Source organism: Rhizobium phaseoli (genome assembly GCF_001664385.1).
GTDB classification, from domain to species: Bacteria; Pseudomonadota; Alphaproteobacteria; order Rhizobiales; family Rhizobiaceae; genus Rhizobium; species Rhizobium phaseoli.
The window spans coordinates 4,062,482-4,082,755 of the sequence record NZ_CP013532.1 but is presented as its reverse complement, the minus strand read 5'-3'; the positions used below and the strand labels follow the sequence as shown (position 1 = coordinate 4,082,755).

The following is a 20,274-nucleotide window of genomic DNA, read 5'->3' as shown; positions in this document are numbered from 1 at the left end:
CCCGTTACAGCACGCCGGCTTCGTTCTTCAGCCTGTCGACCAGTTCGGCGACCGACTTGACCTTGACGCCGGCCTTGCGGCCGGACGGCTCCTCGGTCTTCAACACCGTCAGCCGCGGCGTCGTCGAGACGCCGAAATCGGCCGGGCTCTTCTTGTCGAGCGGCTTCTTCTTCGCCTTCATGATGTTCGGCAGCGAGGCATAACGCGGCTCGTTCAGACGAAGATCGGTGGTGACGACCGCCGGCAGCTTGATCTCGATCGTCTGCAGGCCGCCGTCGACCTCGCGGGTGACCGTTGCCTTGCCGTCCCCGATCTCGATCTTCGAGGCGAAGGTCGCTTGGGCGGAGCCCAGCAATGCCGCCAGCATCTGGCCGGTCTGGTTGCTATCGTCGTCGATCGCCTGCTTGCCGACGATGACCAATCCGGGCTGTTCGGCATCGGCGACCGCCTTGAGGATCTTGGCGACGGCGAGCGGCTCGACTTGATCGTCGGTCTCGACCAGGATCGCCCGGTCGGCACCCATGGCGAGGGCCGTGCGCAGCGTCTCCTCGGCCTTGGCCGGACCGATCGACACCACCACCACTTCTTCCGCCTTGCCGGCTTCCTTCAGTCGCAGCGCCTCTTCCACCGAGATCTCGTCGAACGGGTTCATCGACATCTTCACATTGGCAAGCTCGACACCCGTGCCATCCGGCTTCACCCGGATCTTCACGTTGTAGTCGACAACCCGTTTGACGGGGACGAGAATCTTCATGGGGTCTCCTTCAAGAAAACTGGCTTCAGCGAGGCTTTTAAGGAAAATGCGCGCTCGAGCGCCGCTTCGATTGTCGAATGGCGACATGGATACGCGTTTTTCCCCCAAATACAACGCTTGCATGACGCAGGCAGGGGATTGCGTCGGCAATATATGGACGTTTACGTGCGCGTCAATATATCTGTTAGCCGCGGCCGCGACCCCAGGGAAGACGCTCGACCCGTCCATCCGCGCCGGCCGCAACAGCCGTACCGGCGCCTGCTTCGTTCCTCACGGCGCGGGGCGTCAGCATTTGCCGATCGAAGAGTGGTACGCCGCGACGACGCAGCACCAGGATCAAAACCGCTCCGGCAAGAATGCCGCCGACATGGGCGCCCCAGGAGACGTCGCCATCGCGGGCAATCGCCAGCATGAAGAACTGCTGGCCGATCCACAAAAGCAGCGGCACGAAGGCCGGCAGGGGCAAGGGGACGCGGAAGAACACCAGCACCCAGACCCTGACGCGCGGATGCAGCATGACATAGGCGGCAACGACTCCGGAGATCGCCCCCGAGGCGCCGACCAGCGGCGCTTCCGGGCTCGTCGTCAGCAAGCCGTGGCAAAGCGCGCCGGCGGCCGCGCAGAGGAGGTAGAAAAGCAGGAAGCGCATATGCCCCATCGCATCCTCGACGTTGTCGCCGAAGACCCAGAGGAAGACCATGTTTGAAGCCAGATGCCAGAAGCCCGAATGGACGAAGGCATAGGTGAGATAGGTCATCGACTCCGGCACGATGTCCAATCCCTCAGCCAACCGAGCCTGTCCGAAGGCGATTGCCGGGATGTAGCCGAGGCCGACGGTCGTTGCCTGGGCAGCCTGTTCGCTCTCCAGGCTGGTGAAGAGCCAGACTGCGACATTGAGCGCGATCAAGGCCAGCGTCACCCACTGAACCTTGATGTGTTTCAGCGTATTGGCGTCGTGAAATGGTATGAACATAAAGGCCCCCCGGCAATCGTGATCGTGGCAAACCTATCTGTTTTTTCCCGGAACCCAAAGCACATCCGCACGACCTCGGTCATTTGCATGGCGGGCGGCGACGAAGAGGAAATCCGAAAGCCTGTTGATATATTTCATCGCGGCCCCGCCGACGATTTCGCCCTCCATGCGCGCCAGCGTGACCATCAGCCGCTCGCCTCGGCGGGCGATCGTGCGAGCGAGATGCAGATGCGCAGCGGCCGGGCTGCCGCCCGGCAGGATGAAGGATGTCAGCGGGTTGAGGTCGGCATTCAGCCGATCGATATCGCGCTCGATGCGCTCGACTTGCGTCTCGACGATCCGCAGCGGCTCGTAGGCCGGCGGCTCGCCGGTATCGGGCGTGGCGAGATCGGCGCCGAGGTCGAAGAGATCGTTCTGGATCGACATCAGCATGGCGTCGAGGTCGGCCAAGTCTGTCGTGTAAAGCCGCGCCAGGCCGATCGCGGAGTTGGCCTCGTCGATCGTGCCATAGGCCTCGACGCGCAGATCGTCCTTCCTGCGGCGCGGGCCGGAGGCCAGCCCCGTCGTGCCGTCGTCGCCGGTCTTCGTGTAGATCTTGTTGAGTTTTACCATGCCGCACCGCCGATCGAGGGGAGGTTGGTCGCGTCCCCCCAACCTCCGTCATGCTCGAGCTTGACCCGAGCATCCACACCGCATCTGTCAGCGGCTATGGGGATGAATCCGCGGGTCAAGCTCGAGGATGACCGGGGTTGGCCTTCACGCCAAGCTCGCCCCGGCATACTCACGCACACCGCGTCGGGGTGCTTCCTCAAGCCGCCGCTCACCTCTCCTCCGTCATTGCTGTCCGCGTGCATCATCAAAATCCCTGCTCCGTGGTTTCCTCAGCTCGGGCGGCCGCCGCCGGTGATCCAGAGCGTCAGCATGATCAGGATGACGGCGACTGCCTGCAGCAGGACGCGAAGCTGCATCAGTTTGTTGGAAAGGTTGGCGTCGCCGCCCTTCATCATGTTGAAGAGGCCGCGAATCAGCACAAGGGCGACGACGCCCATGACGATGATCGCAAGGATATAGGTGACCGTAGACATGGCATTCAGCTTTCTCAGTCCGTCCAGCGCATCAGATTGTAGAAGAGGTCCGCCGGAAGCAGCCGCTTCAGGAACATGCCCTGTTTAGCCGGAGTCGTTACAGGATAATGTGGCCTTGGATTTTTCGCGTTCAATGCGTGTTTCAACACCGAATAGACCGCCTCGGGGCCAAGTTTATGACGGTTGACCGGCCCCGAACCCTCAAGCCTCGTCAACTGCCTGATATAATCGGCCGCGTGCGGCGAGTTCTCGACGTCGATATTCTCCTTGATCTTTGCCAGCGCATTGGCGGTGAAACGTGTGGCGATCGGTCCCGGCTCGATCAGGCTTACATGGATGCCGCTGCCGTGCAGCTCCATGCGCAGGGTGATGCTGAGGCCCTCGAGCGCGAATTTGGAGGCGGTGTAGGCGCCGCGATAGCGGTATGGGACCACGCCGAGTATGGACGAGCATTGCACGATCCGGCCCTGGCCCTGTCTGCGCATCGACGGAATCACTTGCCGCGTCAATTCGTGCCAGCCGAAGAAATTCGCCTCGAACTGGGCGCGCAGCGCTGCCGTCGAAAGATCCTCGACGGCACCCGGCTGGCCAAAGGCGCCGTTGTTGAAGAGCGCGTCGATGCGACCGCGGCTGCGTTCGAGAACCGCGCCGACCAGCTCGGTGATCGTCTCGGATCTGGTATAGTCCATCAAGAAGGTTTCAATGCCGTCGGCTTCGAGGGCCGGCAGATCATCCTTTTTGCGCACTGTCGCAAAGACGCGCCAGCCATCGGCTTTCAGCGCCCGGGCGCAATGAGCGCCAATGCCGGAGGAACAGCCGGTGACGACGATTGTACGCTGCTCCACCATGGAATGATTCCTGTACAAAATGGGACTCGTTTCCCATATTCGGCCAGAGGATACAATCTGGAAGCCGGAGACGGAATGCGGAAGGTGCTGCGCACGATCTACGACGTGGTCTATGACGCGATCTGTCACATGGTCGAGGACGACGGATTTGCGATGGCAAGCCACGTCGCGCTGTCAAGCCTGCTTGCGGTTTTCCCGTTCCTGATCTTCGGTACCGCGCTTGCAAGCTTTCTCGGCGCCGATCAGTTTTCCTCCACCGCAATCCATCTGATCTTCGACACCTGGCCCGAAGCGATCGCCAAGCCGCTTGCCGACCAGGTTCTGCAGGTTCTGACCATTCCGCGCGGCGGGCTGCTGACGATCTCGGTGCTGGCGGCCGCCTATTTCGCCTCGAACGGCGTCGAGGCGCTGCGCATTTCGCTGAACCGTGCCTATCGGGTGCAGGAAACCCGGCCGTGGTATTTCACCCGCCTGGCCAGCCTCGGCTACGTCCTGATCGCAGTCATCATCTTCGCGGCGATCAGCATCCTGCTGGTGGCGGTGCCGTTGGCGCTCGATTATGCCCGGAACTGGTTTCCGCTGTTTGCCGATACGCTCGACATCGTCTTCAGCTGGCGCATCTACGGCACGCTCGTGGTGCTGACCGTCGGCCTGCTGGTCATGCATCTGTGGCTGCCGGCCGGCAAGCGGCGGGTTTTCGACGTCATCCCGGGGGTCTTGCTGACGTTGCTTCTCTGGCTCGCCGGCGCGTTGATCTTTGCCTATTATCTGGCCACCTTCGCCAATTATACCGCCACCTATGCCGGTCTCGCCTCGGTGATGATCGTGCTGATCTTTCTCTATATGGTCGGCGTCATCTTCATCATCGGCGCGGAGATCAATGCGGCGCTGATCAAGTTCCGCGTCTTCCGGATGTTCTCGCATACGCTTTCGATCGTCGGCAGAGAGCGTGTCGAACGGCGCTCAGAGCCCGACAAGGCGGCGAATGTCGGCCCCTGACATGCCCTGGGCACGCAATTCGGCGAGCCCGCTGTCACCTTCGCTCTTCGAAAGCTTGCGGCCATCGGCGTCGAGAATGAGCCGATGATGGTGATAGAGGGGCTGCGGCAGGCCGAGCAGCACCTGCAGCAGCCGGTGCACCGATGTGGCGTAGAAAAGGTCGAGCCCGCGCACGACATGGGTGACGCCCTGCAGCGCATCATCGACGACCACCGAAAGATGGTAGCTCGAGGGTGCGTCGGAGCGCGAGAGGATGACATCCCCCCAGACGCCAGGCTCGGCGGCGATCTCGCCTGTCCTGCTGTCGCCGGTTTCGGTCCAGAACAGCAGTTCACCGATCAGGTCGAGCGCCTTGCGCATGTCGAGCCGCCAGGCATGTTTTTTCCCGGAGGAAAGGATGTCCCGCCATTCGGCTTCGGGCCGCTCGCGATCAATCGGCGGATAATGCGGCGTGCCATCGGGATCACGCGGCCAGGATTCGCCCGCTGCCTCATAGGCGGCGACACGCGCCTTCACCTCGCCGCGTGTCAGGAAAGCCGGGTAGACCAGGCCGCGTTCGATCAGCGCATGCAGCGCCGCCTGGTACTCCGGAAAATGTTCCGACTGGCGCCGCACCGGACTTTCCCAGTCGATGCCAAGCCAGTCGATGTCCCGCAGGATGCCGGCCTCGAATTCGGGGGTGCAGCGGGCCTGGTCGATATCCTCGATGCGCAGCAGCAGGCGGCCATGCAAAGCGTCGGCCATGTCACGGTTCAAAAGGGCCGAAAGGGCATGGCCGAGGTGCAGCGGTCCGTTGGGGCTCGGCGCAAAACGAAAGACAGGTTTTTGACGGTCGCTCGTGGTCATGCTTTCTTCTGCCACGGATTTTGGTTTTGAACCACTGGGAGGACGCGTGCAGATCATCCGCAACGACGACGACGTCAGGCTGGGGCTCGAAGCGTTGCTTCGCCTGGATCCGCGGCTTGCACCGATCGCCGCGCATGCGGGTCCGCTTCCACTGCGGCTGCGCGAACCGGGTTTTGCCGGACTTGCCCATATCATCGTGTCGCAAATGGTCTCGCGCGCCAGCGCCGAGGCAATCTGGCGGCGCATGCTGCCGGCGGATGGCCCGCTGACGGCGGAAGCCTACCTGCTGCTTCACCCCGAGGCGTGGCGGGAATTCGGCCTGTCGCGCGCCAAGGCCGATACGCTGACGCGGATCGCTGACGCGGTTGCCTCCGGCCGCCTCGATCTTTCCGGGCTGTGCCTGAAGCCGCCGGGCGACGCGCTTGGCGAACTGACGGGACTGAAGGGCGTCGGCCCGTGGACGGCGGAGGTCTATCTGATGTTCTGCGGCGGCCATGCCGATGTCTTTCCGGCCGGCGATGTCGCGCTGCAGAATGCCGTCGGCGCCGCGCTCGGACTTGCGGCGCGGCCGCAAGCGAAGGCGCTTGCCAAGCTCTCGGAAGTCTGGTCGCCGTGGCGCTCGGTGGCAGCCCGGCTTTTCTGGGCCTATTACGCCACGAAAATGCGCCGCGACATGGTGCCGACCGGCTGATCGGCCACACTCTTCAAATTGCCTTTATCCTCTGAATTTATTGGACTTCACAATCCTGTAACAACCGGCCTAATATACAGGTGCAGATGCCGAATCGATCAGGAGAGTCCCTTGACGATTGCAGTCTCCCCGCAGGCCCTGCCAGCGCTCGTCCTGAACGCTGACTACCGGCCGCTGAGTTATTACCCCTTGTCGCTGTGGTCCTGGCAGGACGCGATCAAGGCGGTATTTCTCGACCGTGTGAACATCATCGCAGAATATGAACATTCGGTTTCCTCGCCGAGCTTTTCGATGCGGCTTCCGAGTGTCGTATGCCTGAAGACCTATGTGCAGCCGTCCCGCAATCCTGCCTTCACTCGGTTCAACGTATTCCTGCGCGATCGGTTCGAGTGCCAGTATTGCGGCGCCCATGACGACCTGACTTTCGACCATGTCATCCCGCGCGCCCATGGCGGCGAGACGACCTGGGAGAATGTCGTGGCGGCGTGCTCGCCCTGCAATCTGCGCAAGGGCAGCAAGCTTCCGAAGCAGGCAGGCATGTTCCCGGCGCAGAAGCCCTACCAGCCGACGGTGCAGGATCTGCACAATAACGGCCGGCTGTTCCCGCCGAACTATCTGCATGACAGCTGGCTCGACTATCTCTACTGGGATACCGAATTGCAGCCCTGATCGCACCCGTCTGGAGCGCGTCGCCTCGACCGTGGCCAGCACCGCGCTTTGTCGTTATCAATGGCCCGTTGCGGACGCCCGCGACGCCTTGCGTCAGGCGGCTTTGCGCACGCCGACGAAGGCGAAGGCCGCAAGCAGGATCCCCGCAATCACGTTCCAGCCGGCAAAAGACAGGCCGAGCACCCGGAGCGCCGCATCGGTGCAGGATGGGCCCTTGATCGTATTGAGTTCGCCGAGCAAATCGCCGGCATTGGTCGTCATGCTGCTTGCGGTGGTCGAGCAGGTGGCCGGACCCGGCCAGAAATGCCATTCGACGCCGGCGTGATAGACGCCCATGCCGGCGGTGACCAGCATCAGGATGCCGGCCGCGAGAATCATGGCGCGGGAAATCCACTTCGGCAGGCCGACGAGATCACAGATCGCGGCGAGAACGGCGATCGGAATCGCATAATAATAGGGCTGGCGCTGCAGCAGGCAGAGGGCGCAGGGAATATAGCCGCCGATATACTGGAAACCGAGGGCGCCGCCGACCACCGCCGCCATGCCGATAGCGAGCAATATGGAATAGATAAAGCCGGGACGAGCGAGCGGCGAGGCGGTGACAGTCATAGCGGAGCTCCGCGAGAGTTTGGCTTGGAGCAATTCCAGCAAAAGTGTGAAGCGGTTTTGCGTCCGGAATTGCGTAAAATTAAAAGAGAGAGAGCATCTTCGCTATTCGAGGAAAAACGAAATGCTCTAGTGAGCGAACGAGCGGTAGCCGACGTATAGCACGATTGCCGCAGCGGCACCGATGCCGACGAGCTGGCCAAGGCGTTTCTCGATGAAGTCGCGGATCGGCTCGCCATAGCGGCGCAGCAGCCAGGCGAGGAAGAGGAAACGCGCGCCGCGTGCAATAATCGCCGAAACCATGAAAAGGCCCAGGTTGACGTTAATGACGCCGGACAGGATGGTGACGATCTTGATTGGCGGCAGATGTGCAAGACCTGATGTGACAAGCAGCAGCAGGATCCACTCGTAGGTGACATAGGCCTTCATCTGCTCAAAGGCATCGAGCTTGCCATAGAATTCGAGAACTGGTCGCGCCACCGCCTCATAAGCGTAATGACCGAGCGCCCAGCCTGCAATGCCGCCGAGCACGGAGGCGACGGTCGCAATCAGCGCATAGCGATAGGAGCGCTCCGGCTTGGCGAGCGCCATCGGCAGGAACAGCACGTCGGCGGGGACGAGAAAGACGGAGCTTTCGACGAAGGCGATGACGGCGAGCCAGACTTCGGCCGATTTGCGCGCGGCCAGAGACATGGTCCAGTCGTAAAGTCTGCGGAGCATTCCGTTCCTTTCCTATTGCAATGCAAAAGAGCTTTAGGGGCCGTGCGCGGCGCTGTAAATGCTCGTCCGTGTCCTTCGTGCCACCCGGCGCTTAAAAATTTCGTGATGCGGGCATCGATGTCTCTCCCAAGATTTCATGGGATGGCGAATCGGCCATTCTGCGGCAAGCTGGTTTGAGGACGACGTGCAGGGTGGCATGAGAATGTTCAAAGTGATCGAAGGCGGCCGCGGTCGGGCCGTTCAGATGGATGACGGGGTCGGAGCGGGACGGGGACCGAACAGGGACGATGTGCGTCGGGAAGCGGCCCGGCGGCTGAGCGAAAGCGGTTATCATCTGTCCCGCGTGCGGGAATTCGTGACCGGTGTGCCGATGCTGGCGTCTCTGAAACACCTGTCGCTGCAGATCGATTTCGCCGCCGAAGCGCTGTCGCGGCTCGATCCGATCCCGGCAGATTTCCGTTCCGACGGTTACTGGCCGGCATCTTCCTGAACGGATCGCCGCACCATGGTCGACTGCGGTTTCAGGACAGGTCCATCGACTTTTCCCATTGCTGACGCAGCACGTTCATCTCCGTGCGCTTTTGGGCCATTTCGCTGACGATAGCGCGCAGGTTGGGATGGTGCGACATGAACATGTTGAAATCGCGCCGCTCGAGCACCTCGAACTGGCAGAAGTCGACGGCGATGACGTCGGCGGTGCGCCGTCCGCCGCTCAGCAGCGCCATCTCGCCGAAGAAGGCGCCCGGCTCGAGGCGGATCGCGCCGCTCGCGAGCCGCACTTCGACGGCGCCTGAGGAGATGAAATACATGCTGTCGCCGCGATCACCGCGGCGGATGACGCGTTCGCCCGGAGGGGCGGACTTTGCCTTGAAGAGCAGCAGAAGCTCTTCCTGCGCGTCCTCGCCGACCTGGGAGAACAGAGGGAAAGTTTCGATCAGCTGCTGCATCTTCAGCTGGTGCTGGCGTTCGCGCTCCTCGCCGAGCGCCCTGATCTTTTCCAGTTCCCTGCCGAGCGTCTTCTGCTTCTTTCTGCCGTAGTTTTCGAAGAGGAGGGGCCATTTCGAATGCATGTATTTCTTCAGGCCGTCGCTCGCGAAGATCACGATCGGGTTGAGCGTGATCGACAGGATCGCGGCGGCAAGAATCAGATCCTGGCCCTCATGCGGCAGAAGTCCGAGCGAGACGCCGAGGCCGGCGAGGATGAAGGAAAACTCACCGATCTGAGCAAGGCCGCCGGCCAAGGTCAGGCCCATGCTGATCGGATAGCGCAGCAGCATGACGATCGCAAAGGTGATGATGGCCTTGCCGAGGATGATGAGCGCCATGGCTCCGATCACGGCCAGCGGCTGGCGCACCAGGATCGAGGGGTCGAAAAGCATGCCGACGGAGACGAAGAACAGCACGGAGAAGGCGTTCTGCAACGGCAGCGAATCGGCGGCTGCTCTGTGGCTGAGCTGGGATTCGCTCATGACGACGCCGGCGAAGAAGGCGCCGAGTGCAAAGGAGACGCCGAAGATCGCCGCTGAGCCGAAGGCGATCCCCAGCGCGATCGCCAGCACTGTGAGCGTGAAGAGCTCGCGCGAGCCGGTGCGGGCGATCATCGTCAGCAGCCAGGGCACGATCCGTGGACCGAGGAAGATCGCCATGGCGGCGAAAGCCCCCACCTTCAACAAGGTCAGCCCGATTGTCAGAGCCAGCGGCAGTTCGCCGAGACCGTGATTGGTCGTATCGACAGCATGGCCGCCGAGCAGTTCTGCCAGCGCGGGCAGCAGCACCAGCGCCAGCACCATTGCCAGATCTTCGACGATCAGCCAGCCGACGGCGACGCGTCCGCTTGCCGCATTGACGAGATTGCGCTCCTCCAGCGCCTTCAGGAGCACGACGGTGCTGGCCACCGACAGGCTGAGGCCGAAGACGATACCGGCGCCAAGGCTCCAGCCCCAGAGCTTGCAAAGGCCGATGCCCAGCAGTGTGGCGAGGCAAATCCGTCCGATCGCACCCGGTACGGCGATGCCGCGCACGGCGAGCAGATCGGAGGCGGAAAAATGCAGGCCGACGCCGAACATCAGCAGGATGACGCCCATCTCCGCAAGCTGGCCGGCAAGCGCGGTGTCGGCGACGAAGCCCGGGGTGAACGGCCCCATCATGATGCCGGCCACCAGATAGCCGACGAGCGGCGGCAGCCGGAGCCGGTCCGCGCCATAGCCGAGGACCGCCGCGAAAACAAAACTGACGGCGACCGTCGCGATGAGTCCTACTTCCTGATGCACGTCTGGCCTCGCCTGATGGTAACGGTCGCCACATTGGACGAAGCGTAAACAAAATTAAACAGTTGATTTGCGTTTTGAGCGCCTGGTCGGCGCTCCTGTCCGATCGGCAACAGATAATGTCGGCAGAGGATCGCCACGGTCGGCGCGCCACCGATGTTGGAACCAGTTTTAGCTTACGTCGTTGCCCCTTCATCACGAGAAGGAGAAACGATATGCGGAAAATCATCCTGAACTGTACTGTGGCGGCGCTTGCCGCCTGCTCATTTGCAGCCCCTGTTCTCGCAGACAGCGTCTATGTCAGAGAGCGCACCTATGATGATGACGGCTATCGCCAGGAGCGCGTGAGGCCCGGCATCACCATCAGCGAGCGCGGCGTGACCTTTGGTGTCCGCGAACGCGAGCACCGTGGCTATCGCAACGATGGCTGCGAGACCAGGAGCGTCACCCGCCAGACGGAGGACGGCGAGGTTACCAGGACTGTGCGGCGCTGTTACTGATGAAAATATCGGAGAAGGGCGAGGCCCGGTTCCTGCGTGAGCCGGGTTTTCACCTTTTCGTGGCGCTGATGTCGCAATGTGGTGGTGGAAAACCTCCGGCGATGTTATCAGCACGCCTTCGGTCGAAGCGCATTCCCAGCGCAAGGACCCGCACAGGATTTTTAGTATGATTGAGCTTACCCCGTCCCAGATCGCCGGACTCAAACTCGCCAGGGATGGAGATCTTTATCCTCAGCCGGCCAATAAATGGACGCATCAGAACGCGACCGTGACCTACGCAAAAACCGACCGGTGGAAAGAGCGGCCTCAGAAGGTGAAATCGGTCACGGCAAAGACGCTGGGTGAGCTGAAAGAGCCAGGCTTCCTCGAGCGACGCCACCTGGACGACGACGCATCAAAGGATGTCTACGGCATCACCATGGCCGGCAAGATGTGGCTGTTGAAGAATAAATAGTTTCAGTTGAATGCGGATTGTTCCGTATCGGGGATCGAGGCGCGGCGAGTTGAAACCAGTCCGCCTTCATTCCTGACGGAACTACGGCTCGCCGAGCCGAAGCTAATAGAGCGGAGGCTGGTGCCCCATGCCGGGGTCGAACCAGCACTTCTTTCGAAACTCGATTTTGAGTCGAGCGCGTCTACCAATTCCGCCAATGGGGCAACGGATACCGACGAGGCGGGTGTCTAACATGTGTGCGCCCGCGCATGCAAGACGGACGAGCGAAGTTATCGCGGCAATCCCGTGGAGAGATCCGGCCTGTTTAGAGGCCGGATCCTCTGGGATCAATGGGCCGCGGCAGGGGCGGCACTCGGCAGGCCTGATTTCTTCAGCGTGATCGCCAGAATCGAGGCCAGCAGGCAGAAGGCGCCGGCGACGAAGAAGGCGGGCAGATAGCTCGACAGTTCCGTGCGCGAGAGGCCGGCGCCATAGGCGGCGGTGGCGGCGCCCAGCTGATGGCCGGCAAAGACCCAGCCGAAGACGAGGCCGGCCTTTTCTCGGCCGAAGCGGTCGGCGGCGATCTTGACGGTCGGCGGCACGGTGGCGATCCAGTCGAGGCCATAGAAAATGGCAAAGATCGAAAGCCCGTAGAAGCTGAAATCGCTAAAGGGCAGATAGAGCAGCGAGAGGCCGCGCAGGCCGTAGTACCAGAACAGCAGCCAGCGATTGTCGAATCGGTCGGACAGCCAGCCGGAGCCGATGGTGCCGAAGAAATCGAAGATGCCCATGACGGCAAGCACGCTGGCAGCGGCCACCGGCACGATGCCGAAATCGCCGCAGAGGGTGACGAAATGGGTCTGGATCAGGCCGTTGGTGCTGAGGCCGCAGATGAAGAAGGTGGCAAACAGGATCCAGAAGGTCGAGGTCGTCGAAATCTCGCGCAGCGTGGTGATCGGCGTCATCAGGGCAGCGCCGAGCGTCGGCTTGGCCGGTGCCGGCGTCACATGTGCCTCACCCAAAGAGGGCAAATTGACGTCAGCCGGCCGGTCGCGCATGAAGGCGAGAACGGCAAGGGCGGCAACCATGATCATGGCGCAGACGAAAAACACCGTCGAGCGCCAGCCATAACGCTCCGTCAGCTCCGCCATCAGCGGCAGGAAAACGAGCTGGCCGGTGGCCGAGCTTGCGGAAAGCATGCCGACGACGAGGCCTCGATGCCTGGTGAACCAGCGCGTCGACACCGTCGCGGCGAGCACCATCGCCGTCAATCCGGTGCCGAAGCCGACGACGATGCCCCAGAGCAGCAGGAGCTGCCACAACGTCGTCATGAACAGCGAGCCGACGAAGCCTATGCCGATCAGCGTCAATGCAAAGACGATGACCTTTCGCACGCCGAAATAATTCATGAAGGCGGCGGCAAACGGCCCCATGAAGCCGAACAGGATCAGGCGAATCGCGAGTGCGGAGGAAATCTGCGACGTTTCCCAGCCGAATTCGTCCTGCAGCGGCTTGATCAGCACGCCGGGGGCGCCCATGGCGCCCGCCGTCACCAGCATCGTGAGGAAGGTAGCGGCAACGACGACCCAACCGTAGTGAATGTTGCGCCGGGCAAGGGTTGAGGCAAGGGCGGTGGAAACCATGAGCGAGATTCCGTTTCGGATTTTCGGGGAAAATACTGGACCGATTTACATGATGGTCATCATATTTCTTGCGTATTGATGATGGACATCATATAATTTGTCAAGCCACTATTTCCGGAGACGATGATGCGGGTCAGCCGCGAGAAATTTGCCGAAAACCGCGAGAAGATTCTGAGTGTAGCCGGCGTGCTTTTCCGGGAAAACGGTTTTGACGGCGTTGGCGTTGCCGACATCATGAAGGCGGCAGGGCTGACGCATGGCGGCTTTTACGGACACTTCGGCTCCAAGGACGAACTGGCGCTTGAGGTCAGCCGCAAGCTGATCGATCGGGTGGAAGAGCGTTGGAAGGAGCATATTGCCAGCTCGCCGGACCGGCCGCTCGAAACGCTTCTCGACCACTATATCCACTGGCGCACGGTTGATGATCCTGGCGGTAGCTGCGTCTTCGCGACGCTGATCCAGGAGGTGAGCCGCAGCCGCGGCGCGGTTCGCGCCGTCTTCAGCGATGGGTTGTCCGTGCTGGTTGACACGCTAGCCGAGATTGTTCCCGGCGACAGCGAAGAGGAACGCCGCGCCAATGCCGCGACGACGCTTTCATCGATGATGGGCGCCGTCATTCTCGCCCGCGCCGTCGAGGACAGGGCCGTCGCCGAGCAGTTTTTGGTGACGATGCGCCGACAACTCGATCCCAAACCCGGCAATCAGAAATAGGCTCAGTCGCGGAAGGCGATGAGGGCGTTACTCTCGACGATCTCGGTGAATTTTCCATCCGGTGAAAGAGCGGCCAATTCGTTTCGCAGCGTCTGCTCGAATTGCATCGTCCTGCCGCCGAGCGCCTGCGGCGACGTGACGGACATGGAGAAGGCGCGGCCGACGATCTCATCGGCATCGATGGTCCGCTCGACGACAATGCCGATGCGTTCCAGGTTGCGGAATGCCGAGCGCAGCAGAAATTCCTCGTGCTTCCCAAAGTCAGGCCCGCGGCGGAACTGCCGCTCGCTACGCATCTCTTCCGGCGACAGGTGTTCGGATACGCTGTCCACGGCCTCGCGCCAGGCCGGCGAGGCGGAGATGTGCCGGTCGCCGAAAAGAACGACAGTTCCTCCCGGCTCAGTCAGCTTGTCCAGCATCGCCAGTGTCGCGGCGCGATCCATCCAGTGGAACGAGCGGCCCATTGCGGTCATCTTGAGCGGCCCGTAGGCGGGGCCGAGATCATACGAAGAGCCGAGAATGAATTCGGCGCGGATACCGGCCGCCGCCGCTCCCTCGCGGGCCGCATCCAGCATTTCCGGCTCCGGGTCGAGGCCGGTGACATCGGCGCCGGCAAGGCGGGCGAAGGCGATGCCGATCTGGCCCGGCCCGCAGCCGAGGTCGAGCAGACGGTCGCCGGGGCGAAGGCCGATTCGGCCGGCCACCCGCTCGATCAGTGCGTCGGGATAGGGAACGCGGAAACGGCTGTAATAGGTGGCGGTGCTGCGGAAGCGGCGGGGCTCGAAAGGAACGGTGGTCATGGCAAACTATTCCTCATGTTCCGGCAATCGCTAGGGCCGAACTAGGACTGTCTTGTGATGCCGGACGGCCTGCCGATGCAACGGTGCTGCCACAATTTTGCTCCCTCGCCGCGCGAACGGGAGGGATCTGTTCTGGCGATTGAAGGCCGAAAGCGGGCTGGTGGTTATTTGAAGCCGGCGACGGCATGCGGGATATAGGGTGCTTCCAGTAAGGCGATTTCCTCGGCAGTGAGCTTGACCGTGAGCGAAGCGACAGCGTCCGCCAGGTGGTTCGGTTTGGACGCGCCGATGATCGGTGCGGTCACGACGCTCTTCTGCAGAATCCAGGCGGTGGCGACCTGGGCGCGGGAAATGCCGCGGGCTCTGGCGATGTCGGCTACGGCCTCGACTATTCTGCGGTCGGCATCGATCGATTGGGTGTAGAGCGTCTTGCCGAATTCGTCGGTCTCGCTGCGCGCCGTCGTCTCGTCCCAGTCGCGGGTGAGGCGGCCGCGGGCCAGCGGACTCCAGGGGATGACGGCGATCTTCTGGTCTTCGCAGAGCGGCAGCATCTCGCGCTCTTCCTCGCGGTAGAGCAGATTCAAGTGATTCTGCATGCTGACGAATTCCGTCCAGCCGTTCAGACGGGAGACGTAGAGCGCCTTGGCGAACTGCCAAGCATACATGGATGAGGCGCCGATATAACGCGCCTTGCCTGATTTGACGACGTCGTGCAGCGCTTCCAGCGTTTCCTCGATCGGCGTCGTATAGTCGAAGCGATGGATCTGGTAGAGATCGACGTAATCCGTGCCCAGGCGGCGCAGGCTGTTGTCGATCTCATCGAAGATCGCCTTGCGCGACAGGCCGGCGCCGTTAGGGCCCGGCCGCATGCGGTTGAACACCTTGGTCGCCAGCACGATATCCTCGCGCTTGGCGAAATCCCGGATGGCGCGGCCGACGATCTCCTCCGAAGAACCGTTGGAATAGGTGTTGGCCGTGTCGAGGAAATTGATGCCGAAGTCGATCGCCTGCTTGATCATTGCCCGGCTTTCCTCTTCCCGCAGGCTCCAGGCATGGTTGCCGCGGCCAGGATCGCCGAAGGTCATGCAGCCCAGGCAGATTTTCGACACTTCGAGACCGGTCTTTCCGAATTTTGCGTATTCCATGAAACGACTCCGTGATGAATCTGACGGTGCTCCCCAGCGGCTTTCCATCATCTAGTGCGGAGCAGGCGAAGGCGCAGGGAGCGCGACGAAGAATTTGTGCTGCATGTGCACAATCATCGGTGACCACCTTGAAGCCGCGTTTCCGCGCCATTTCGCGCTCCTGCTTGCACATCGGTGCCGCAAGGTGTTAGCTGCTGCAGCATTTTTTACCGGAATCCGACGATGCAATTGCCCTCTCACGATCGCTATGACGATCTCTATCGTGATTTCTCCTGGCGGATTCCGGAGGATTTCAATATCGGCCGCGCCGTCAGCGACGATTGGGCAGCCCGGGCGCCGGAGCGCGTCTGCCTCGAACATTTCAGCCCCGACGGCCATCATCGCTCGATGACCTACCGCGCGCTCGCCGACCGTTCCTCGGCCTTCGCCAATGCGCTGGTTTCGCTCGGGATCGGACGCGGCGATCGTGTCGCGCTGCTCTTGCCGCAGTCCTTCGAAACAGTGATCGCGCATGTGGCGATCTACAAGGCCGGCGCGGTTGCGCTGCCGCTGGCGCTGCTCTTCGGCGTCGAGGCGCTGGAATACCGGCTGAAGGCGGCAGGGGCAGCGGCCGTCGTCACCAATGGTTTCGGTCTTGATCGCATCCGGCAGATCCGTGACCGCCTGCCGGTGCTGAAACATGTGGTCAGCATCGACGGGCCAAATGACGAGGCGCTGGGATTTGCCGAACTGGCGGATACTCACCCTTCGGTCTTCGACGTCGCCGAGACCGGTCCGAACGATCCGGCGCTGATGATCTTTACCTCGGGCACGACAGGGCCGCCGAAGGGCGCGCTGCATGGCCACCGTGTTCTCCCCGGGCATATTCCCGGCATGCAGTTCGCCCATGAGGGTTTTCCGCGTGCCGGCGACAAGGTCTGGACGCCGTCCGACTGGGCCTGGGCCGGCGGGCTGCTCAACGCGCTGCTGCCGAGCCTTCTGCTTGGCGTTCCCGTCGTCTCCTCGCCGGCGCAGAAATTCGATGCTGACATGGCCTACCGGATCATGGCGGAGATGAAGGTGCGCAATGCCTTCATTCCACCGACGGCGTTGAGGCTGATGCGCTCGGTTTCCGATCCGCGTTCGAAATATGATCTCGTGCTGCGCACGATCGGCTCTGCCGGGGAGGCGCTCGGCCGCGAGACCTATGAATGGGCGCGGCGCACGCTCGGCATCACCGTCAATGAATTCTACGGCCAGACGGAATGCAATTTCGTGCTCTCATCGAGTGCTGCCTATGGCGTGACCAGGGCCGGTGCCATCGGCAGGGCGGTACCGGGACACCGTGTCGCGATCGTCGGTGAAGCGGGGGATGAGCTGGCGGCCGGCGAGCCGGGCCAGATCGCCATCGCCAGTCCCGATCCCGTCATGTTCCTTGGCTATTGGAACGATGAGGCGGCGACCGAGAAAAAATTCGTCAAGGGCTGGCTGCTTACCGGCGATATCGGCCGCCAGAATGAAGAGGGCTACGTCACCTTCGAAGGCCGCGACGACGACGTCATCACCTCTTCGGGATATCGCATCGGCCCGGCCGAAATCGAGGACTGCCTGATCGGCCATCCCGCCGTGCAGCTTGCCGCTGCCGTCGGCAAGCCCGATGCCGTGCGGACGGAGATCGTCAAGGCCTATATCGTGCTGGCACCGGGCCATTCGCCGAGCGAGGCGCTGGCCGCCGACATCAGGGAATGGGTGAAGATGCGGCTTTCGATGCACGAATATCCGCGCGAGGTGGAATTCGTCGAGTCACTGCCGCTGACGACCACGGGCAAGGTGATCCGCCGGCTGCTGCGGGAAAAGGCGGCAGCCGAAGGCTGAGGCGTCAACTCCGGCTGGCGAGCGACATGATCTTCTCGCGCAGCATTTTCGCCATGTTGCGCGTGCTGCGGTACATGTGCAGCTGGGCGGCGACCTGGCGCATGTCGCGGTCGCCGTTCTGCGTCAGGCCGATCACCAATGTTCCCATCTCCTCGCGCTCCTGCCAGAAGCGGCTCATGATCGGGTGGTCGGAGACGGCGCAGGAATCGGAGCGGACGATATTGGCGTCGTCGAGATGCCATTCGGTGAGTTCGCTCATCAAAAGCTTGCCCGGAGAATAGCGGGCATAGTTTTCGTCATAAGCCGTCTTCCAGGTATAGGCCTCGCCGCCCATCATCAGCACCACGACGGCGGCGATCGCCTTGCCGTTGAGGTCGATCGAATGAATCCGCACCGCGTCGACGGCGGCAAGGTTCGAGACGGCCTCGCGGGCGAAGGCGGTATGATAGCGGTCGGTGACAAGGGCGCTTCGCCGTTTGCCTTTCCAGCCGCCGGCTTCCATCGCCAGGAATTCCTCGAAACGGACGTGGATTTCACGCGGCTGGCGGGCAACGGCATAGACCGCCGTTCCGAGTTCTTCCAGCTGACGCCACTGGCGGCGCATCTCGCGCATGTGTGATGAGGAGATGGTTTTGCCGAGATAGGCCGGCGCCTCGTCCTCGCTCTGCAGCATCGGGCGCAGATAGGGATTGGTCACGGTGAGCGGCAGATTGCGGCCGAGCGCGACAGCCTTGAGCATGCGCACAAAAATTCCGTTCAATCTCAGATCCGGCAGGACCAGGGTGCCCGGCAGGTTGAGATCACGGACGGTAAGCGCTTCGAAGAGATTGTCGAGGGTTTCGGCCGCGTCCTCGCTGTCGACGAGCGGCGTGCCGAGCGGGCCGAAGCTGTTCGACCAGCCGCGGATGATCGAGGGACCGACGGCAAAACCCGGTTTGTCGACCGAAAACGGCAGGAGGAAGCGCATGCGGCTGCGGCCGGCATTGTGGTCGCGGATCAGGGCGAAATTCACCTGCCTGTCTTCGAGCCGCGGCATGGCGGGCGCTAGGAAGCGGCCGGAGAAGAAGACGTTCGGCTCCATCGCCCGGTTGGAGAGGAAGTCTAGCTCATCCTGAAGCTCGTAGCCGAGCTTGCCGGGATAGAGGCAAAGTTCGCGTCCGGGCCGGCCGATCTCCGTACGGGCCTCGGCCTGCGGTGCCTCGAAATGCAGCGACGCGAGATCATGGATCATGCGGTTGGTGATGCTGTCGGTGCTTTCGGTGACGGGGGGCGGACGCACCATCTATCGAACTCTCATTTCTGGGGTTGCGGCGGCGGGGCTGGCGAAGGCGAAGAGAACGATGCCGAGCGTGCGGCGCACGGCGATATGCAGAAGGACAGCCTCGACCGCCATGGCCGAGGCTGTGGCAATCGCGGTGCCTTCGATGCCGTAATGCGGAATCAAAGCGAGGTTGAGACCGATATTGGCGGCCAATGCACCGGCATAGAGCGCGACGCAGAGATTCTGCTTGCCGGCCATCATCAGCAGCGTCTCGGCCGGACCGACCAGCGACTTGGCGAGAATGCCGGCAAGCAGGATCGCCATGACCAGATAACCCGACGTGAAGGCGCCGCCGAACAGCGACAGCAGCAAGTGACCGGCCGCGAGAACGGCAAGACCGACGCCGAGCGCTGGCCAGAAGGTCCAGCGGGCGGCGTCAGCTGCGGCATTCGCCAGCTGCGCATGGTCGCCTTGAGCGATGATCGAGGAAAAGCGCGGGCCGGCGGCGGCTTTGACGGAGAAATTGATGAAATGCACCAGCGCCATGGTCTTGGCGGCGGCGAAATAAATGGCGACGTCGTGTGGTTCGAGGAAAATGCCGACGACGACGACATCGGAATTGGTCAGCAGGAAGCTGACGCCCTCGATCAGGAAGATGGGAAAGGCGACGCTGAGCCAGGCGAGGAAATCGACCTTGCGCGGGCCGTCGTCATAATGCCGGCGAAGGCGGTAAAGCGTCGCGCTATATTGGCCGAGGGCCGTGACGAAGGTGGCCACGAGCGCCGCCTGCATGGCGGTGACGGCGGTATGCTCCGCGCCGGTGGCAATCGCAATCAGCATGCAGCCGATGATGAGGATCGGCCGGATAATATAGACCGGGCCCAGCGCCATCACCGGCCAGTGGTTCGCTCGCGAGGTGCCTTCCAGAATATCGCCGAGTGCGATCATCGGCATGGCAAACAGGCCGAGGAAGATCGGGACGAGATAATAGGGCTCGATCATATCCCCGAATAAACGCAGCCCGAGCATGCCGGCGGCAAGCATCGCCGTGCCGGACAGTAGCGCGAAGATGCGCGCCGTACCCGTCAGGCCGCGGATTTCCTCGAAGGCGCCCGCCGCCTTGTACTGCGGCAGAAAGCGGATGATCGCGGTGTGGAAGCCAAGGCAGGAGAGGTCGCCGAAGACGACGACCAGCACCCAGACGAAAACGAAGATGCCATATTCATATTCGCCCATCAGCCGTGCGAGCACGATCTGGGAGACGAAGGCGAGTGCGGCACTGAGGATGCGGATCGAAAAGGCCGTCAGCGCCATACGCTGAGCGGCGGCCTTCTCGCCGCCTTCGGTCAGCACGGCCGCGAGCATGCGCAGCGTACGGCCGCCGATCGGGCGCAGGCCCGCCGGCAGCATCTTCTCCGCTGTTTCTATGACCGCCATGATGAACACGCAAAACTCTGAGGTCAGGCAAA

The 20,274-nt window shown here is 62.3% G+C and carries 22 protein-coding genes and 1 tRNA gene; 8 read left to right on the top strand and 15 right to left on the bottom strand.

Features of this window, described 5'->3' with window-relative positions; all coding sequences use genetic code 11:
• Nucleotides 1-4: 4 nt before the first annotated feature.
• The 5 genes from AMC88_RS19570 to AMC88_RS19545 all read right to left on the bottom strand — a co-directional run bounded on the left by AMC88_RS19570 (nt 5) and on the right by AMC88_RS19545 (nt 3,660).
• On the bottom strand, nt 5-754 hold the full coding sequence (locus AMC88_RS19570) for an electron transfer flavoprotein subunit beta/FixA family protein (protein WP_064825687.1): 750 nt from the start codon (nt 752-754) through the stop codon (nt 5-7).
• A 184-nt stretch (nt 755-938) separates the two neighbouring features.
• Nucleotides 939-1,727 (bottom strand): rhomboid family intramembrane serine protease, encoded by a 789-nt coding sequence (locus AMC88_RS19565; protein ID WP_012485388.1) that lies wholly within the window; start codon nt 1,725-1,727, stop codon nt 939-941.
• Between the two features lie 33 nt (nt 1,728-1,760).
• Complete coding sequence (locus AMC88_RS19560; protein ID WP_012485387.1) at nt 1,761-2,339, bottom strand: cob(I)yrinic acid a,c-diamide adenosyltransferase; 579 nt, start codon at nt 2,337-2,339, stop codon at nt 1,761-1,763.
• A gap of 269 nt (nt 2,340-2,608) precedes the next feature.
• A complete protein-coding gene (locus AMC88_RS19550) occupies nt 2,609-2,812 on the bottom strand; it encodes a twin transmembrane helix small protein (RefSeq protein WP_004671745.1) in 204 nt (67 codons plus the stop codon).
• Between the two features lie 14 nt (nt 2,813-2,826).
• Complete coding sequence (locus tag AMC88_RS19545) at nt 2,827-3,660, bottom strand: SDR family oxidoreductase (RefSeq protein ID WP_010025556.1); 834 nt, start codon at nt 3,658-3,660, stop codon at nt 2,827-2,829.
• 75 nt (nt 3,661-3,735) lie between these two features.
• Here AMC88_RS19545 and AMC88_RS19540 point away from each other — a divergent pair, with 75 nt between their 5' ends.
• Nucleotides 3,736-4,659 carry a YihY/virulence factor BrkB family protein gene (locus AMC88_RS19540; protein ID WP_012485385.1) on the top strand — a complete coding sequence of 308 codons (924 nt, stop codon included), beginning with the start codon at nt 3,736-3,738 and terminating at the stop codon, nt 4,657-4,659.
• Here the strand turns inward: AMC88_RS19540 and gluQRS are convergent.
• Nucleotides 4,624-5,505, bottom strand: a complete 882-nt coding sequence (gluQRS, locus tag AMC88_RS19535) for a tRNA glutamyl-Q(34) synthetase GluQRS (protein ID WP_064825685.1) — start codon at nt 5,503-5,505, stop codon at nt 4,624-4,626. The genes AMC88_RS19540 and gluQRS overlap by 36 nt on opposite strands.
• On the opposite strand from gluQRS, the gene AMC88_RS19530 reads away from it, so the two are divergent.
• Nucleotides 5,504-6,196 (top strand): DNA-3-methyladenine glycosylase family protein, encoded by a 693-nt coding sequence (locus AMC88_RS19530; protein ID WP_064825684.1) that lies wholly within the window; start codon nt 5,504-5,506, stop codon nt 6,194-6,196. The two genes, gluQRS and AMC88_RS19530, sit on opposite strands and share 2 nt — an antisense overlap.
• A 111-nt stretch (nt 6,197-6,307) precedes the next feature.
• Nucleotides 6,308-6,865: an HNH endonuclease gene (locus AMC88_RS19525; RefSeq protein ID WP_004671754.1), complete on the top strand. Its 558-nt coding sequence runs from the start codon at nt 6,308-6,310 to the stop codon at nt 6,863-6,865.
• A gap of 93 nt (nt 6,866-6,958) precedes the next feature.
• Here AMC88_RS19525 and AMC88_RS19520 read toward each other — a convergent pair whose 3' ends face one another.
• Both AMC88_RS19520 and AMC88_RS19515 read right to left on the bottom strand, forming a co-directional pair.
• The gene (locus tag AMC88_RS19520) at nt 6,959-7,474 is read right to left on the bottom strand and encodes a disulfide bond formation protein B (protein ID WP_064825683.1); all 516 of its coding nucleotides are present in this window, start codon (nt 7,472-7,474) and stop codon (nt 6,959-6,961) included.
• Nucleotides 7,475-7,600: 126 nt separating this feature from the next.
• The gene (locus tag AMC88_RS19515; protein ID WP_064822853.1) at nt 7,601-8,191 is read right to left on the bottom strand and encodes a YqaA family protein; all 591 of its coding nucleotides are present in this window, start codon (nt 8,189-8,191) and stop codon (nt 7,601-7,603) included.
• Between the two features lie 196 nt (nt 8,192-8,387).
• Between AMC88_RS19515 and AMC88_RS19510 the strand changes: the two genes are divergently transcribed.
• A complete protein-coding gene (locus AMC88_RS19510) occupies nt 8,388-8,681 on the top strand; it encodes a hypothetical protein (protein WP_064825866.1) in 294 nt (97 codons plus the stop codon).
• Nucleotides 8,682-8,712: 31 nt separating this feature from the next.
• Here the strand turns inward: AMC88_RS19510 and AMC88_RS19505 are convergent, their stop codons facing one another.
• Entirely contained in the window at nt 8,713-10,461 is a 1,749-nt protein-coding gene (locus AMC88_RS19505) for a cation:proton antiporter domain-containing protein (protein WP_064825682.1), read from the bottom strand.
• Nucleotides 10,462-10,673: 212 nt separating this feature from the next.
• Here AMC88_RS19505 and AMC88_RS19500 point away from each other — a divergent pair, with 212 nt between their 5' ends.
• Nucleotides 10,674-10,958: a hypothetical protein gene (locus tag AMC88_RS19500; protein ID WP_064825681.1), complete on the top strand. Its 285-nt coding sequence runs from the start codon at nt 10,674-10,676 to the stop codon at nt 10,956-10,958.
• A 166-nt stretch (nt 10,959-11,124) separates the two neighbouring features.
• A complete protein-coding gene (locus AMC88_RS19495; RefSeq protein WP_064825865.1) occupies nt 11,125-11,412 on the top strand; it encodes a hypothetical protein in 288 nt (95 codons plus the stop codon).
• 118 nt (nt 11,413-11,530) lie between these two features.
• On the opposite strand, the gene AMC88_RS19490 is transcribed toward AMC88_RS19495, so the two are convergent.
• Together AMC88_RS19490 and AMC88_RS19485 are read right to left on the bottom strand one after the other, a co-directional pair.
• Nucleotides 11,531-11,615, bottom strand: a tRNA-Leu gene (locus AMC88_RS19490).
• Between the two features lie 123 nt (nt 11,616-11,738).
• The gene (locus tag AMC88_RS19485; RefSeq protein WP_012485376.1) at nt 11,739-13,034 is read right to left on the bottom strand and encodes an MFS transporter; all 1,296 of its coding nucleotides are present in this window, start codon (nt 13,032-13,034) and stop codon (nt 11,739-11,741) included.
• A 126-nt stretch (nt 13,035-13,160) separates the two neighbouring features.
• On the opposite strand from AMC88_RS19485, the gene AMC88_RS19480 reads away from it, so the two are divergent.
• Nucleotides 13,161-13,745: a TetR/AcrR family transcriptional regulator gene (locus AMC88_RS19480; protein ID WP_012485375.1), complete on the top strand. Its 585-nt coding sequence runs from the start codon at nt 13,161-13,163 to the stop codon at nt 13,743-13,745.
• A 2-nt stretch (nt 13,746-13,747) separates the two neighbouring features.
• On the opposite strand, the gene AMC88_RS19475 is transcribed toward AMC88_RS19480, so the two are convergent.
• Together AMC88_RS19475 and AMC88_RS19470 are read right to left on the bottom strand one after the other, a co-directional pair.
• Nucleotides 13,748-14,545, bottom strand: coding sequence for a class I SAM-dependent methyltransferase (locus tag AMC88_RS19475; protein ID WP_064825680.1), 798 nt, complete (start codon nt 14,543-14,545; stop codon nt 13,748-13,750).
• 164 nt (nt 14,546-14,709) lie between these two features.
• Complete coding sequence (locus AMC88_RS19470) at nt 14,710-15,690, bottom strand: aldo/keto reductase (RefSeq protein WP_016736480.1); 981 nt, start codon at nt 15,688-15,690, stop codon at nt 14,710-14,712.
• 222 nt (nt 15,691-15,912) lie between these two features.
• Here AMC88_RS19470 and AMC88_RS19465 point away from each other — a divergent pair, with 222 nt between their 5' ends.
• A complete protein-coding gene (locus AMC88_RS19465; RefSeq protein ID WP_064825679.1) occupies nt 15,913-17,544 on the top strand; it encodes an AMP-binding protein in 1,632 nt (543 codons plus the stop codon).
• A 4-nt stretch (nt 17,545-17,548) separates the two neighbouring features.
• On the opposite strand, the gene AMC88_RS19460 is transcribed toward AMC88_RS19465, so the two are convergent.
• Both AMC88_RS19460 and AMC88_RS19455 read right to left on the bottom strand, forming a co-directional pair.
• Nucleotides 17,549-18,826, bottom strand: coding sequence for a GNAT family N-acetyltransferase (locus tag AMC88_RS19460; protein ID WP_012485371.1), 1,278 nt, complete (start codon nt 18,824-18,826; stop codon nt 17,549-17,551).
• Complete coding sequence (locus AMC88_RS19455; protein ID WP_064825864.1) at nt 18,827-20,242, bottom strand: lipopolysaccharide biosynthesis protein; 1,416 nt, start codon at nt 20,240-20,242, stop codon at nt 18,827-18,829. It abuts the gene before it with no gap.
• Between the last annotated feature and the right edge of the window lie 32 nt (nt 20,243-20,274).